This is a genomic window from Flavobacterium sangjuense, assembly GCF_004797125.1.
GTDB lineage: Bacteria > Bacteroidota > Bacteroidia > Flavobacteriales > Flavobacteriaceae > Flavobacterium > Flavobacterium sangjuense.
Map to the genome: position 1 here is coordinate 2,432,445 of NZ_CP038810.1, position 13,177 is coordinate 2,445,621.

15 protein-coding genes and 1 tRNA gene are annotated in these 13,177 nt (G+C 35.3%); 11 read left to right on the plus strand and 5 right to left on the minus strand.

Annotated features, from left to right (window positions below; translation table 11 throughout):
• Positions 1–14 precede the first annotated feature (14 nt).
• Both GS03_RS10770 and GS03_RS10775 read left to right on the plus strand, forming a co-directional pair.
• Positions 15–1,301 carry a cryptochrome/photolyase family protein gene (locus tag GS03_RS10770; RefSeq protein WP_136152550.1) on the plus strand — a complete coding sequence of 429 codons (1,287 nt, stop codon included), beginning with the start codon at positions 15–17 and terminating at the stop codon, positions 1,299–1,301.
• A gap of 58 nt (positions 1,302–1,359) precedes the next feature.
• On the plus strand, positions 1,360–1,593 hold the full coding sequence (locus GS03_RS10775; protein WP_136152551.1) for a hypothetical protein: 234 nt from the start codon (positions 1,360–1,362) through the stop codon (positions 1,591–1,593).
• Between the two features lie 33 nt (positions 1,594–1,626).
• On the opposite strand, the gene GS03_RS10780 is transcribed toward GS03_RS10775, so the two are convergent.
• From GS03_RS10780 to GS03_RS10790, 3 genes are read right to left on the minus strand one after another with little or no spacing between them, the layout of a single operon-like run.
• The gene (locus GS03_RS10780; protein ID WP_136152552.1) at positions 1,627–2,289 is read right to left on the minus strand and encodes an HAD family hydrolase; all 663 of its coding nucleotides are present in this window, start codon (positions 2,287–2,289) and stop codon (positions 1,627–1,629) included.
• Positions 2,290–2,291: 2 nt separating this feature from the next.
• Positions 2,292–2,795 (minus strand): DUF1648 domain-containing protein, encoded by a 504-nt coding sequence (locus GS03_RS10785; protein WP_136152553.1) that lies wholly within the window; start codon positions 2,793–2,795, stop codon positions 2,292–2,294.
• A gap of 1 nt (position 2,796) precedes the next feature.
• The gene (locus GS03_RS10790; RefSeq protein ID WP_136152554.1) at positions 2,797–3,516 is read right to left on the minus strand and encodes a tRNA threonylcarbamoyladenosine dehydratase; all 720 of its coding nucleotides are present in this window, start codon (positions 3,514–3,516) and stop codon (positions 2,797–2,799) included.
• 225 nt (positions 3,517–3,741) lie between these two features.
• Between GS03_RS10790 and GS03_RS10795 the strand changes: the two genes are divergently transcribed.
• The 3 genes from GS03_RS10795 to GS03_RS10805 all read left to right on the plus strand — a co-directional run bounded on the left by GS03_RS10795 (position 3,742) and on the right by GS03_RS10805 (position 6,539).
• Entirely contained in the window at positions 3,742–5,061 is a 1,320-nt protein-coding gene (locus tag GS03_RS10795) for a DUF418 domain-containing protein (RefSeq protein WP_136152555.1), read from the plus strand.
• Positions 5,062–5,136: 75 nt separating this feature from the next.
• A complete protein-coding gene (locus tag GS03_RS10800) occupies positions 5,137–5,829 on the plus strand; it encodes a T9SS type A sorting domain-containing protein (protein ID WP_136152556.1) in 693 nt (230 codons plus the stop codon).
• Positions 5,830–5,906: 77 nt separating this feature from the next.
• A complete protein-coding gene (locus tag GS03_RS10805; protein ID WP_136152557.1) occupies positions 5,907–6,539 on the plus strand; it encodes a DUF2306 domain-containing protein in 633 nt (210 codons plus the stop codon).
• 50 nt (positions 6,540–6,589) lie between these two features.
• Here GS03_RS10805 and GS03_RS10810 read toward each other — a convergent pair whose 3' ends face one another.
• Positions 6,590–7,246: a TatD family hydrolase gene (locus tag GS03_RS10810; RefSeq protein ID WP_136152558.1), complete on the minus strand. Its 657-nt coding sequence runs from the start codon at positions 7,244–7,246 to the stop codon at positions 6,590–6,592.
• A 195-nt stretch (positions 7,247–7,441) separates the two neighbouring features.
• Between GS03_RS10810 and GS03_RS10815 the strand changes: the two genes are divergently transcribed.
• The 5 genes from GS03_RS10815 to GS03_RS10835 all read left to right on the plus strand — a co-directional run bounded on the left by GS03_RS10815 (position 7,442) and on the right by GS03_RS10835 (position 12,302).
• Positions 7,442–8,665 carry an MDR family MFS transporter gene (locus GS03_RS10815; RefSeq protein WP_136152559.1) on the plus strand — a complete coding sequence of 408 codons (1,224 nt, stop codon included), beginning with the start codon at positions 7,442–7,444 and terminating at the stop codon, positions 8,663–8,665.
• Between the two features lie 116 nt (positions 8,666–8,781).
• The gene (locus tag GS03_RS10820) at positions 8,782–9,141 is read left to right on the plus strand and encodes a BlaI/MecI/CopY family transcriptional regulator (RefSeq protein WP_136152560.1); all 360 of its coding nucleotides are present in this window, start codon (positions 8,782–8,784) and stop codon (positions 9,139–9,141) included.
• 116 nt (positions 9,142–9,257) lie between these two features.
• Entirely contained in the window at positions 9,258–11,099 is a 1,842-nt protein-coding gene (locus tag GS03_RS10825; RefSeq protein ID WP_136152561.1) for a M56 family metallopeptidase, read from the plus strand.
• Positions 11,100–11,199: 100 nt separating this feature from the next.
• Positions 11,200–12,102: a coiled-coil domain-containing protein gene (locus GS03_RS10830; protein WP_136152562.1), complete on the plus strand. Its 903-nt coding sequence runs from the start codon at positions 11,200–11,202 to the stop codon at positions 12,100–12,102.
• A 59-nt stretch (positions 12,103–12,161) separates the two neighbouring features.
• Positions 12,162–12,302, plus strand: a complete 141-nt coding sequence (locus GS03_RS10835) for an SsrA-binding protein (protein WP_136152563.1) — start codon at positions 12,162–12,164, stop codon at positions 12,300–12,302.
• 44 nt (positions 12,303–12,346) lie between these two features.
• Here GS03_RS10835 and GS03_RS10840 read toward each other — a convergent pair.
• Positions 12,347–12,420, minus strand: a tRNA-Arg gene (locus GS03_RS10840).
• Between the two features lie 179 nt (positions 12,421–12,599).
• Here GS03_RS10840 and GS03_RS10845 point away from each other — a divergent pair.
• Positions 12,600–13,175, plus strand: a complete 576-nt coding sequence (locus tag GS03_RS10845) for a pentapeptide repeat-containing protein (RefSeq protein ID WP_136152564.1) — start codon at positions 12,600–12,602, stop codon at positions 13,173–13,175.
• The last annotated feature ends 2 nt before the right edge of the window (positions 13,176–13,177 follow it).

Here is a 13,177-nt window from a genome sequence, read left to right on the forward strand (position 1 = left end):
AATTCATAACTAAAATGAACCTATTCTGGTTTCGACGCGATCTGCGGTTAGATGATAATGTTGGCCTTTTTCACGCTTTAAACAGCGGAGAAGAAGTGCTGCCGATATTCATATTCGATGACACTATTCTTTCGCAATTACCCAAAGACGATGCGCGTGTAACCTTTATTCATCAACAGTTGGAAAATATGCAAAACCAACTCCAAGCCGTTGGCAAATCGTTAGCTGTTTTTTACGGAAAACCAATTGAAGTGTTCAGCAAACTCATTACAGAAAATCAAGTTAATATCGTTTTTACCAACCACGATTATGAACCTTATGCCCGCAAACGCGATTTAGAAATATATCATTTATTAAAAGATAATGACATCGAATTTAAAACCAGCAAAGACCAGGTCATCTTCGAAAAAAGTGAGGTCATTAAAGATGACGGAACGCCTTATGTGGTTTACACACCCTATTCAAATAAGTGGAAAGACAACTTTAGAAAAACTAAATTAATTCATTATAAATCAGAAGCCTTACTAAATAAAATTACAGCCCACTCCTATCCCTTTTTAAGCTTAAAAAGTATTGGTTTTGAAACTTCAAAAATTAAGGTTAGGCCTTATGATATTTCCAATACTTTAATCGATAATTACGAAGCGACACGCAACTTTCCGGCAATGAATAAAACCTCTTATCTTGGAATTTATCTACGCTTCGGAGCAGTTTCCATTCGGAAGATGGTTGCCAAAGCACTCGAAAGTAAAAACGAAACCTTTCTAAAAGAATTAATCTGGCGTGAGTTCTTTATGCAAATACTTTGGCATTTTCCTCATACAGTCAATTCAAGTTTCCGTCCAAAATATGACAATATTATTTGGGATAATAATGAAGAATTGTTCCAAAAATGGTGCGAAGGAAAAACAGGCTATCCTTTTGTAGATGCCGGAATGCGTGAACTCAACACTACCGGGCACATGCATAATCGGGTGCGAATGATAGTGGCCAGTTTCCTTTGCAAACATTTACTAATCGACTGGCGGTGGGGTGAAACCTATTTTGCTACCAAACTTTTAGATTACGAACAAGCCAGCAATGTTGGCAACTGGCAATGGGCAGCCGGAAGTGGTGTAGATGCAGCGCCTTATTTCAGAATCTTCAATCCAACCGAACAAATCAAGAAGTTTGATAAAGATTTAGTCTACATCAAAAAATGGATTCCTGAATTGAATACTTTGGATTATCCAAATCCAATCGTAAATCACAAAGAAGCAAGGGAAAAATGTCTGATAAGATATAAGAAAGCCTTGGAATAATGTAACATGCTTAAGGTTGTTTCTGAATAACTTTACACTTCACTTAAAATATAACACGATGAAAAAAATTGGATTATGCCTTGCGATGATAGCATTCTTAATGATATCGGCCTGCGATAAAAAAGTAGAAAAAACAACTGAAACTGAAACTATTGAAAACACAACAATAGTACAAGATACAGTAGTAAAAGAAGTCCCTGTTGAAGCAGAAGAAGAAGGAACATCTGTAAAAGTTAGCAATAACGGTGTTGATGTTGACAGTAAAGACGTAGATGTGGAAATCAAGAAATAAAACTTGACATCAAATCAAAATAAAAGCCAGTTCTTACTGGCTTTTCATATTTGCAATCTTCTCAAAACTCAACTCCTTAAAATCAGTAATTACCATATCGGCCAAAGAGTAATCCTGCATTTTAGAATGAAAACTATCATAGCCAATGCAATAAATACCAGCAGCTTTAGCCGCCATTATGCCGTTGGTGCTGTCTTCTATGACGATACAATTTTCTACCGGTGTTTGCGCTAATTCGGCTGCTTTTAGAAAAATAGCCGGATGTGGTTTCGACTTTGGAAAATCTTCTCCTGAAACGATATGCGTAAAATACTTGTGCAATCCAAAACGGTGGAAAATCCTATTGATAGTAATCGTTGCCGATGACGAAGCCAAAACTAACTGAATGCCGTTGTTGTGCAAATCAGTAATCAAATCTTCTACACCATCCAACAAATACAAATCTTCTTTGTTGTCAAAGGCATCGTTAAACAAATTGCGTTTGGTTTCAACCAAAGTGTCAACATCATCAGCCAAATTAAATTGAACCCTCAATCGCTCAAATATATTCTTAGTCGAATTGCCTATAAACGAAGCGTACAGTTCGGGAGAAACATCAATGTTGAGTTGCTTAAAATGGGCATTAAAAGCATAATTGTGCACCGGTTCAGTGTCAATAATTACACCATCCATATCGAAAATTACAGTTTTTATCATTTTTAAGCGTTCTTAGAGGATATAATCAAAAAGTAGAAAATCGGTGCAAATACCAACGTAAATACAATTAGCAGAAACCATTTTTCCAATACATCAGGCAAACCCAATGCTATCTGAACGGTTTCAAAAGCTATTAGAAAAAAAACGATCACAATGGCAATCTTCAATATTCTGAACATTTCGGTTATTATGGAATATTGCTTTCTGGCATTTGCTTCAGTAATAGTAACCAGATGATTCATTTTGTGCGGAAATCGTGCTACTATTGTCAAACCCAAATATAGTATAGTGGCAATAATTGGCAGCATAATGATATTCCACTTATTGCCATAACCGTCGACTACATTATTGGTTCTGAAATGAGTTGGGATAATATCCGGCAATTGACTGTAACTTGACAATGTAAAATACCAAAATGAAACCAATAACAACAACCCAATAGCTTCTATTATTTTGCCAGCTGTTGTCAACGGAATCCTGATTTCGGGGTTTGCCTGACTATTCATCTTACACTTCTTTTTTTAATAAGTACCGAATCACCGTTTCTGCAGCATACAAACCAAAAAGACACGGCATATAACTGTTGGTTCCGTAAAAAGATCTTTTGTAATTGGTTCCGTCAGTCATTTTCAAACTGCTGGAATCCTGTATTTCAGAAGAGTAAACGACTTTTAGTTTGTCGATATGTATCTTTTTCAAACGCTTTCTGATAGTCTTCGCCAAATGACAATGCGCTGTATTCTTTATATTGGCAACCTTCACCTTTGAAGCATCCATCTTTCCTCCTGCTCCCATGCTCGAAATCACTTTGACGCGCTTTCTTTTGCAGGCAGCAATCAGATTGAGTTTTGGCGTAACACTATCAATGCAGTCTAAAACATAATCAAAATCGGAAGTCACAATTTCCAAAGAACGTTCCGGAGAAAGGAATTCCTCTACTCTTGTAAGGTTCAGCTCGGGATTAATATCCATTAATCTGTCTCCAACAATATGAACTTTGGGCATTCCAACAGTAGAATGTAACGCAGGCAATTGTCGGTTGATATTCGTAATATCTACAACATCGCCGTCAACAATGGTCAGGTTTCCTACTCCGGCACGAGCCAAAAACTCAGCCGCGAAAGAACCTACGCCACCCAATCCAACAACCAATACCTTAGCATTTTTTAAATTATTTAAGCCTTCTGTTTTAAATAAAAGTTCTGCTCTTTCCTGCCACTTTGCCATTTTGAAATATAAATTTTGAAGTGGCAAAAATAAGCAAAAATCATCAATCATGTCATACAAACTATGGTCTTTTCGGAACTTATTGAAGTGACGCAGCGTTGCCGTTAAAACCTTATAATCAGCATTTTGTTAACAACTTTCAATCGTCACTTTTATTTTTAGTAAGATAATTTGTAGATTTAATTTCAAATTAATCAGATCTAACCAATCAATAAAACAAACAACATGGAAATCAATTCTATTACTGATGCCCCAGTTTCGGAAAACGATCGAATCAAACTTATTGATGCTTTGCGTGGCATTGCACTTTTGGGTATTTTGTTGATGAATATTCCGGGTTTTTCTATGCCAAATTATTCATCGGAAGTCTATAAAAATGATCCTTCCAACATCAACTTTTGGGTCAGCAATGTTATCGGAGTTTTATTTGAAGGTAAAATGCGCGCCATGTTCAGTATGATTTTTGGAGCCGGTGTATTGCTTTTTATTGGCAAGAAAGTAAAAAACGGACTATCCACTCATGGTTTGTTTTATCGTCGTATGTTTTGGCTGTTGCTGTTTGGATTAATTCATGCGCATTTGGTTTTGTGGATTGGAGACATTCTATACCTCTATGCCGTTTGTGGAATGATTGTCTATTTGTTCCGAAACGTAAATCCAAAATACCTGGTACTAGCTATTCCTTTAGTCGCCATAGTTGATTTTGGATTGGGAACTTATTTTTATCAAGGCATTCGTGAAAAACGCCTCGATTATGTTGAAGCCAAAAAAGCACAAGACGAAAATAAAACCTTGACTGCCGAGCAAAGCAAAGCCTTGGTTACCTGGAGAGAAGTCGAGAAAAGCATGATTCCAAACCGTGAGGATGCCAAAGAAAACACCAAAAAAATGAAGTCCGATTACAGCACAGTTGCCAGCTATCTTCGCCCAATGGCTTTTGATGGTCAGACGAAATATTTATTTTTCGGAATCTGGGATTCCATCGCACTGATGCTGCTTGGGTTTGCGCTATACAAATGGGGATTCCTTACCGGAAATTGGTCTAATGACAACTACAGAAAAGTTATGCTACTCGGATATGGTATTGGTCTTCCATTAGTAATATACAGTTCGTATCATTATTTTGTTACCTATTCTACATTAGAAGCCAACCTCAAAAGAATGGAGACAGTTTCAATAGATTGGGTTAATTTAATTTATCCTTTTCAACGTATTTTATTGGTAATGGCACATACCGCGACAATAATTTTATTGTACAAATCAAAAATAATACAAGGCGTTTTCCGTCGTCTGGAAGCCGTTGGGCAAATGGCTTTTACCAATTACATCATGCACTCGATTATCTGCACTTTATTCTTTTTTGGTTATGGATTGAATTACTATGGTGTATTCGAATTCTATCAAATCTACTATCTCGCCTTTGCCATTTGGATTTTGCAATTAATTCTAAGTCCGATATGGCTGCGTCATTTCTATTTTGGACCGCTGGAATGGGTTTGGCGTAGTTTGACTTATTGGAAGTTACAACCTTTTAAGAGAGTATAATTTGTAAGAATAGTAAAAAAAAGCAATAAATTAGCGGAGCATAGAAAAGTATATCAACGCCTTAAATTAGCCAAAATGAAACATATAATAACTTTGATTTCAATACTCTTCAGTATAAACTGTTACTCCCAAACCCCAAATCCTGCATTATTCCAGACTTGGTATTTATACGATTACTACTCTACTGACGATAACATTCATCATCCAGTTTCAGCTATAACTCCCGTCATTTCACCCAATCTTACTTTTACAGAAGCATCATTGAGTTTTAGTGGCATCGGAGCATGCAATTCATTTAACGGAACTTTCAGTACACCATTTGATGATGTTGTACAATTCAGCAATTTTTCAGCTACGCTGCTTCTTTGCGGTTATTCTAGTCATACATCGTTTGAAGGAGCTTATTTTTCCTTTATGCAATCAGGCGGAGGACAGTATTTCATCTCAGGAACAGGCGATAATATGTCGCTAGTTATTTCAACCCCAATATTTATGAATTATGTATTTGGAAATTCACCTCTTCATTCGCCAAATTTTGATTTAAAGCAAACTACAGTCTATCCTAACCCTGTTGATTCTAAACTATTTGTTGATTCTCAAAACAATGCGATTGTCAAAATAGAAATCTTTAATTCCCTCGGTCAAAAGCTTAAAACAATTAACAGTGGTTTTGATGTTATTGACATGACCAATTTTGCCAGAGGAATTTACATTTTAAAAATAGACTCCTCACTTGGAATGATAAACAAGAAGATTGTTAAGGAGTGATACGCTGATAAAGTTTGAATTATAAGACAATTGAATGTGAGATACTTATCAATTAGTTAGCAGTAAGCTGAAATAACATGATGGATAAAAAGAAAGTAATGATGAGGATATTTTGGACTACAATAATCTTATTGAGTTCATATTACCTTTATAGGGCTATAAATTTCAGGTTTGTTAAAGAAGGTATAGGTCCAACATTTTGGAATAAACAATTTTGGTTTGTATCCCACTTGGCTACTGCAGTTTTACCTCTTATAACAGGACCTTTTCAATTTTGGAATTGGTTTCGTAAACGTTATATTAAATGGCATAGGTTTTTAGGAAAAGTATACATTATAGGATGTCTTTTAGGAGGTCTTTCAGCATTATATCTTGGTATTACTCAGCCATATTCTGGTTCTATAGTTCCAACTCTGATTCTTGCTTCCCTGTGGCTATTCATGACATCAGCTGCGTGGATTACTATAAGAAGAAAAGATGTTCAAGCACATCGTTTATTTATGATTCGCAGTTATACCTTGACATTATCCTTCGTATTTCTTCGCATTTTATCTGACCTTGTTTACGAACATAATTTTTTGTCCTTTATCAAAAATCAGGATGTAAAAGATGCAACATATGAATGGATGAGTTGGGTAATCCCGATTTTGATTATTGAATTCTTTATTTCTTGGCTGCCTTCAATAAAGAGACTTAAATCCTCAACCTGATAGCGCTGAATTGAATTCCGTGCAAACCTAAAACTGAGATAAAGCACGGATTATAAATCCACGCCATCGAAAACAGCCAACCAATTCTCTTCCACTTGTGCCTTCATTTCAGCTAAGGTCATGCCTTTATATTCTGCGGCTAACGTATAAACCTCTTCCAAAGTGGCTTCAATAGTATCGGTTTCAAGAAAAAACCTATCGTTTGGAATGGATTGAAACACTTCTTTCATCTCTGGATTTTGCAATAAGTATTTCCCAAAAGACAAATAAAATCCGTTAGCAATCAATTGCCTGGCGACTTGTTCATTTTTAGAAAACCCATGAATGATTATTGGCACTGAAATCTTTAAACGCTTTTTGATTTCGAGAAGTTCATCAAAGGCAGCCACCAAATGCAGCACCAACGGTTTCTGATACTTTTCAGCAAAAGCAATTTGCTTTTCAAAAACGTCGATTTGCAAGGCCATCGGAACTTCAATGCGTTTATCCAATCCACATTCGCCAAGAGCCAGACATTGTTTTAATTGGAGTTTCTCTTCTATACAATTTAAATCACTTGCCAATCGTTCTTCGTTTATATACCAAGGATGAATCCCAATAGAATACTGTGGAATGGTATCATCAAACTCCCATGGATATTGATTGACCAACTCCAAAGCAGCAGCGTCGTTAGTGAATTTGTGTGTATGTAGGTTGAAAAACTGCATGTGTAAAAATAACACAGATTTCACAAATTAGCACAGATTTTATTATAAAAAATAAATCCCTAGCCCAGATAGCAATGGAAATCCTTTTATAAATTGCCACGGGTTTTAACCCGTGGAAATTTATAAAAGATTGTAATGGATAGCTGGAATTAGCTTCAAAAAACATTGTAACTTTACAAAATCAATCAATCATCAATGCTCAAAACTGCTTTTCAACGCTACATCAACAACTTCAAAGGATTTACAAGAGAAATTTGGATACTTGCGTTCATCACTTTTATCAATCGTGCCGGAACAATGGTGTTGCCATTTCTATCCAAATATTTAAAGGAAGATTTGCATTTTAGCTATAGCGAAGTCGGCTGGATTATGGTTTGTTTCGGAACCGGTTCTATCATTGGCTCGTGGCTTGGAGGCAAACTCTCAGACAAAATCGGATTTTATAAAATCATGATTTTTAGTCTGCTCACCAGCGGACTGATGTTTTTTGTGATACAATTCATTACCAGTTTTGTCGGTCTCTGTATCAGCATGTTTTTGATTATGGTCGTTGCCGATATGTATCGTCCTGCTATGTTCGTATCGATTGGTGCTTATGCCAAACCCGAGAATAGAACCCGCGCGTTGACTTTAGTCCGGTTGGCAATAAATCTAGGTTTTGCTGCAGGTCCGGCTTTAGCCGGATTAATTATCATGAGCATTGGCTATCGTGGCTTGTTTTGGGTTGACGGCGCGACTTGTATTATTGCCATTCTGATTTTTTGGATAAAAGTAAAAGAAAAGAAAAAAAGCGCTTTCACCGACAAAGAGCATCCGGGTGAAGTACTTACGCATTCTGTATTTAAAGACAAACCATTTTGGATTTTTCTCTTTACTTGTTTGGTTTCCGGTATTTTGTTTTTTCAGGTATTCACTACGATTCCGCTTTATCACAAAGAACAATTTAATCTGACAGAGTTTCAGACAGGTTTACTTTTAACCATGAACGGTCTGATGATTTTCTTCCTTGAAATGCCGGTTGTGAGTTATGTTGAACGCCATAAAATAAGTAAAGTCAAAGTAGTTACAATGGGTTGCTTCTTAATGGCAATCAGTATATTTCTGATGCTCATCAATACGTGGTCAGGCGTTTTAATCATAATGATGTTGTTTATGACTGTTGGAGAAATGTTTGCTTTTCCTTTTTCGAATTCCGTTGCCTTAAGTCGTGCACCAAAAGGCCACGAAGGAAGATATATGGCAATCTATACTATGAGTTTTAGTTTGGCTCACATTGCAAGCTCCAAAGTTGGTATGGAAATCATAGAATATTATGGCTATCAGATGAACTGGTTTGTTATGGGAATCCTGGGTTTACTGGGAGTAATTTTCGGGATTTGGGTTTTCCGATTGATTCAGAAGGAACACAAAATACTATAAATCAACATCTTATTTATTTATCCCGATTTTAAAATCTTAAAAAATAGTTAAATAACTATAAATATAGTTGTGTAACTAAAAATATAGTTGTACGTTTGATTTCAAATTAAACAACTATGCAAAAGTTAACAAACAAGGAAGAAGAAATCATGCAAATTTTATGGAAGCTGAAAAAAGCTTTTGTAAAAGAAGTCATGGCAGAGATTACCGAAGATCAACCGCATTACAATACACTATCGACCATTATAAGAAATTTAGAAGACAAAGGTTTTGTGTCTCACAATGCTTTTGGAAACACGCATCAATATTTTCCAAAAGTAAAAATGGAAGACTACAGAAAGCGCTTTATGAATACGGCTATTGACAATTATTTCAATAGTTCGTATAAGAATATGGTATCCTTTTTTGCGGAAGAAGAAAAGATTTCTGCAGATGAATTAAGAGAAATTTTAGCGATAATAGAAAACAAAAAATAGAGTAAAGAAAATAGAATATAGAAAATAGATATTTGAAAATAAAAGTCATCAATCAATAAGAATAAAAACAAGTCTATCATCTATATTCTATTCTCTATCATCTTAAATAAAAAAATATGGAATCAGTATTCATTTATCTTTTAAAGTCCAGCGGATTGATTGCCGTTTTCTATTTGGCCTATCATTTTTTGGTTCGAAAAGAAACGTTTTTTAACAGCAATCGTTGGTTTCTGTTAAGTGGTTTGTTCACTTCACTCTTATTGCCGCTCTTCGTTATAAAGAAAATCATACTGGTAGAAAAACCAAAACTTACAATGGAAGATTTAGTTGCCTATTCGCAACAATCTACCAGAACAATACAAGATGTTCCTGTTGTTGAAGCATTTGATTGGATGCAACTTATTTGGGTTAGTTATGTCATCATTGCCTGCGCATTAGTGATTAAAATTGTTTTCAATTTTACCTCGCTTTATCGAATGCTTTATCAACAGCAAGTTATTAAAAAAGAGAAGTTTAAACTAGTTAATTTAAATGAAAATATAGCTCCATTTTCGTTCTTTAACTATATCGTTTACAACTCTGATTTGTATTCAAACGATGAACTGCAAAGCATCTTATTACACGAAAAAATCCACAGCCAGGAAAAACATTCTCTAGATGTTTTGGTTGCCAAATTGTTCTGCATAGTGTTTTGGTTTAATCCGTTTGTTTGGCTTTACAAAAAAGCAATAACTCAAAATTTAGAATACATCGCCGACCAAAAAGCCATCGAACAATTGGAAGACAAAAAGTCTTATCAAAGAGCTTTACTAAAAGTAGTTTCTCATCAAAGCTGCCTATCAATAACCAATAATTTTTATCAATCATTAATCAAAAAACGAATCGTTATGTTAAACAAAAATCAGTCCCACAAAAGAAATTCATGGAAGTATGCCCTTATTATTCCGGCATTAATTGGCTTTGTCTTTTTATTCCAAATAAAAACCATTGCTCAGGAAAAAGAAGCGCAAACCTTTGGCAGAAAAGTGCAATCCGATAAACAAGTAGGCGTTACAATAGATAAAAACTCTACTGACGCGCAAATGAAAGACGATGCAGAAAGACTAAAGAAAGAGCACGGAATAACATTAAAATGCTCTAAAGTAAAAAGAAATAGTGCTGGCGAAATTACCGGAATCAAGGTTGAATATAAAGACAAAGAAGGTAACAAAGGAGTTTCTCAGGTCGATGGTAAAGAGCCAATAAAACCAATTAAATTCTACAAATACAATTCAAGTATTGGTTTTGGAAGTCCAAAACAAGTGAGAGTCTTTACCAACAATCGAGATGAAGACAGAGTTATTGAATTAGCAATCGATGACAGCACTGACGTTACCAGTAACTTTGACTTCAACTTCGATTTTGATATAGAGACACCTGAAGCTCCGGAAGCTCCGGAATCACCTGAAGCTGCTGATGCACCGTCATTACCAAAACACTTTTGGAATGACGCTGATTCAGAAACTAAAATAATTGTCAAAAAGGACGGAGCGAAACCTTTGGTAATTCTGAATGGAAAAGTAATCGAAGGTGACGAAAGTGTTATAAGCAAAAAAGAATTAGACGAATTAATAAATTCCTCAGGCAAAAGCGGTGATAGCGATGCCCAAATTATTATCAATGGCAAAGATGTAATGAAAATCAGAACTGACGCCATGGCAAATGCAAAAATGCAAATGAAAAGATTGAAACCAATGATGAAAAGACAGATGGAATTGGTAAGATCTGAAAAAGGAAGAGCAAGAGCCGAAATGGACAAAGCACGATCCGAAATAGATGCTTCTAAACCAGAGATGGAAAAAGCTAAAGCCGAAATGCTGCTGGCCAAAGAAGAAATGCTAAAAGCAAAAGCCGAGATGGATGCCGCCAAAATTGAACTCGAAAAAGCCAGAGCAGAACTCAAGAATCAGAAAAAATAGTTAAAAAATTGCAAAAGCTTTTTTTCAAAAAAATGAAACTTTTTAAGTTTGTTATCCAATAATTAGTAAACATTCATAAACCTTTTTAATTTTTAATGTTATGAAAACCAGATTGTTTTATTCGTTGTTATTCATCGTAGTATTTCAATTCACATTACTTGCACAGGACAAAAAATCAACTGATTCATCAGATAAAAAGTCAGTTGGCAATATTTACATGACGTGGAATAAAGACACGCCTGAAAGCGAAATGAATGATGATATCAAAGCTTTAAAGAAACATGGGGTTACCATCGCTTATTCTGATGTAAAACGCAACAGCAAAGGAGAAATCACCGCTATTAAAGTCGAATACGCTGACGCCAACGGAAGCAACGGCAGTATGTCATTAAACAGTCCAAAACCTATCAACACCATCAAAATCTACAAGCAGGATGACGAAGTAGGATTTGGAGAGCCAAGTGGTTCCGATTTTATGAACGGAAGCAACTTCGCTTATGACTTTAATCCGAATGATATGATGAAGGGATTTCAGTTTAATGGCAATGAAGATGGTTTACCGGGTCAGCAATATCATTTTGAATTTCCAAATGGCAATGCTTTTGGAGAATCAAGTTCTAAAATAATTATTAAAAAAGATGGCAAAAAACCGTTGGTTCTCGAGAACGGAAATGTGGTTGAAGGCGGCGATGATTATACCAAAGAGGAACTAGAGCAAATTAAAAAAGACAATAAAGTGGAGTCTTTCAGCAGCCATAGTAAAGCGTTTGGGAATATGGACATAGAAGAACAAATGAAAAAAATGCAGGAGCAGTTGGACGAAATGATGTCAAAGCAATCTTTTTCTAAATCAAATAAAGAAAAATCAGATTCAGAAAGCGACAGCACCATAGAAGAAATTAAGAAAGCCACCGAAGAAATGAAGAAAGCCAAACTCGAAATGGAAAAAGCTAAGAAAGAGCTTCAAAATGCCAAGTCGAGCTTAAAGACACAAAAAGCATAAATTCAAAAAAAGCAAGTCATAATCGACTTGCTTTTTTAATTTTGTACAAAACATAAGCCATGTATAAAATATTAGCCAAACTAAACAAACTCCTCTTACCCAGCTTTACCAAGCAGCAATTGGATTTAAGCAAAGCCAAAAAATGGCAAATGGCTATTATTGGCTGGCGTTATTTTGTGACGACACGGGCATTAAACTAAAAACAAAAAAGCTCTCACAATTGTGAGAGCTTTTCATTATTAAGTGACCTCGACTGGATTCAAACCAGTAACCTTCTGAGCCGTAATCAGATGCGCTATTCAGTTGCGCCACGAGGCCTTTTTTGTGGGTGCAAATATAGCTATTACTATTAAATCCGCAAATGAATAAGTGAAATTTATTTTATTTTCAAGAGAAAGCTTTCAAAGTTACTCAAAGTGAATCCTGTCTTCAATAAATAAAACTTTGATATATATTTGCGAAGCAAAAATCCTGTCCTAATCCCTAACCCAATCACCATGCACTCAGATTACATACTTGACGAAAAATTTGAAGACATCTTCTTTCTCGAAGCCGATATCAAATACAAAGAATACGAAAACTGCAACTTTCACAACTGCGATTTCACCGATTGTACTTTTCAAAGCGTGGCTTTTATAGATTGTAATTTCTTTGATTGTAATTTTAAAGACACTAAAATCAATTACGTTTCCTTACGTGGTGTTCAGTTTACCAAATGTGATTTTACTGCGGTTAATTTTGCGATGACCGACCAAGTGATTTATGAATTTAACTTCAAAGATTGCTTGTTGGATTATGCCAAATTTTACGCACTGAAACTAAAGAAAATGCAGTTCATCAATTGCAGTATGATTTCGGTAGATTTTATGGCAAGCGATTTAACCGAAGCTGTATTTGATAATTGTAATTTGAGAAGAACTGTTTTTATTGATACCATTGCCAACAAAACGGATTTCTATACAAGTTATGATTATACCATTGACCCTGAAAAAAACAAGCTAAAGAAAGCTGTTTTCTCAACAGATGGTTTGAAAGGTCTTTTGGAAAAGTATAATTTGGTTATTAAAGATTAAAA

What these genes read in the sequence shown, in the direction of transcription:
- GS03_RS10770 (WP_136152550.1), top strand. Translation starts at nt 15, where the DNA reads ATGAACCTATTCTGGTTTCGACGCGATCTGCGGTTAGATGATAATGTT.
- GS03_RS10775 (WP_136152551.1), top strand. Translation starts at nt 1,360, where the DNA reads ATGAAAAAAATTGGATTATGCCTTGCGATGATAGCATTCTTAATGATA.
- GS03_RS10780 (WP_136152552.1), bottom strand. Translation starts at nt 2,289, where the DNA reads ATGATAAAAACTGTAATTTTCGATATGGATGGTGTAATTATTGACACT.
- GS03_RS10785 (WP_136152553.1), bottom strand. Translation starts at nt 2,795, where the DNA reads ATGAATAGTCAGGCAAACCCCGAAATCAGGATTCCGTTGACAACAGCT.
- GS03_RS10790 (WP_136152554.1), bottom strand. Translation starts at nt 3,516, where the DNA reads ATGGCAAAGTGGCAGGAAAGAGCAGAACTTTTATTTAAAACAGAAGGC.
- GS03_RS10795 (WP_136152555.1), top strand. Translation starts at nt 3,742, where the DNA reads ATGGAAATCAATTCTATTACTGATGCCCCAGTTTCGGAAAACGATCGA.
- GS03_RS10800 (WP_136152556.1), top strand. Translation starts at nt 5,137, where the DNA reads ATGAAACATATAATAACTTTGATTTCAATACTCTTCAGTATAAACTGT.
- GS03_RS10805 (WP_136152557.1), top strand. Translation starts at nt 5,907, where the DNA reads ATGATGGATAAAAAGAAAGTAATGATGAGGATATTTTGGACTACAATA.
- GS03_RS10810 (WP_136152558.1), bottom strand. Translation starts at nt 7,246, where the DNA reads ATGCAGTTTTTCAACCTACATACACACAAATTCACTAACGACGCTGCT.
- GS03_RS10815 (WP_136152559.1), top strand. Translation starts at nt 7,442, where the DNA reads ATGCTCAAAACTGCTTTTCAACGCTACATCAACAACTTCAAAGGATTT.
- GS03_RS10820 (WP_136152560.1), top strand. Translation starts at nt 8,782, where the DNA reads ATGCAAAAGTTAACAAACAAGGAAGAAGAAATCATGCAAATTTTATGG.
- GS03_RS10825 (WP_136152561.1), top strand. Translation starts at nt 9,258, where the DNA reads ATGGAATCAGTATTCATTTATCTTTTAAAGTCCAGCGGATTGATTGCC.
- GS03_RS10830 (WP_136152562.1), top strand. Translation starts at nt 11,200, where the DNA reads ATGAAAACCAGATTGTTTTATTCGTTGTTATTCATCGTAGTATTTCAA.
- GS03_RS10835 (WP_136152563.1), top strand. Translation starts at nt 12,162, where the DNA reads ATGTATAAAATATTAGCCAAACTAAACAAACTCCTCTTACCCAGCTTT.
- GS03_RS10845 (WP_136152564.1), top strand. Translation starts at nt 12,600, where the DNA reads ATGCACTCAGATTACATACTTGACGAAAAATTTGAAGACATCTTCTTT.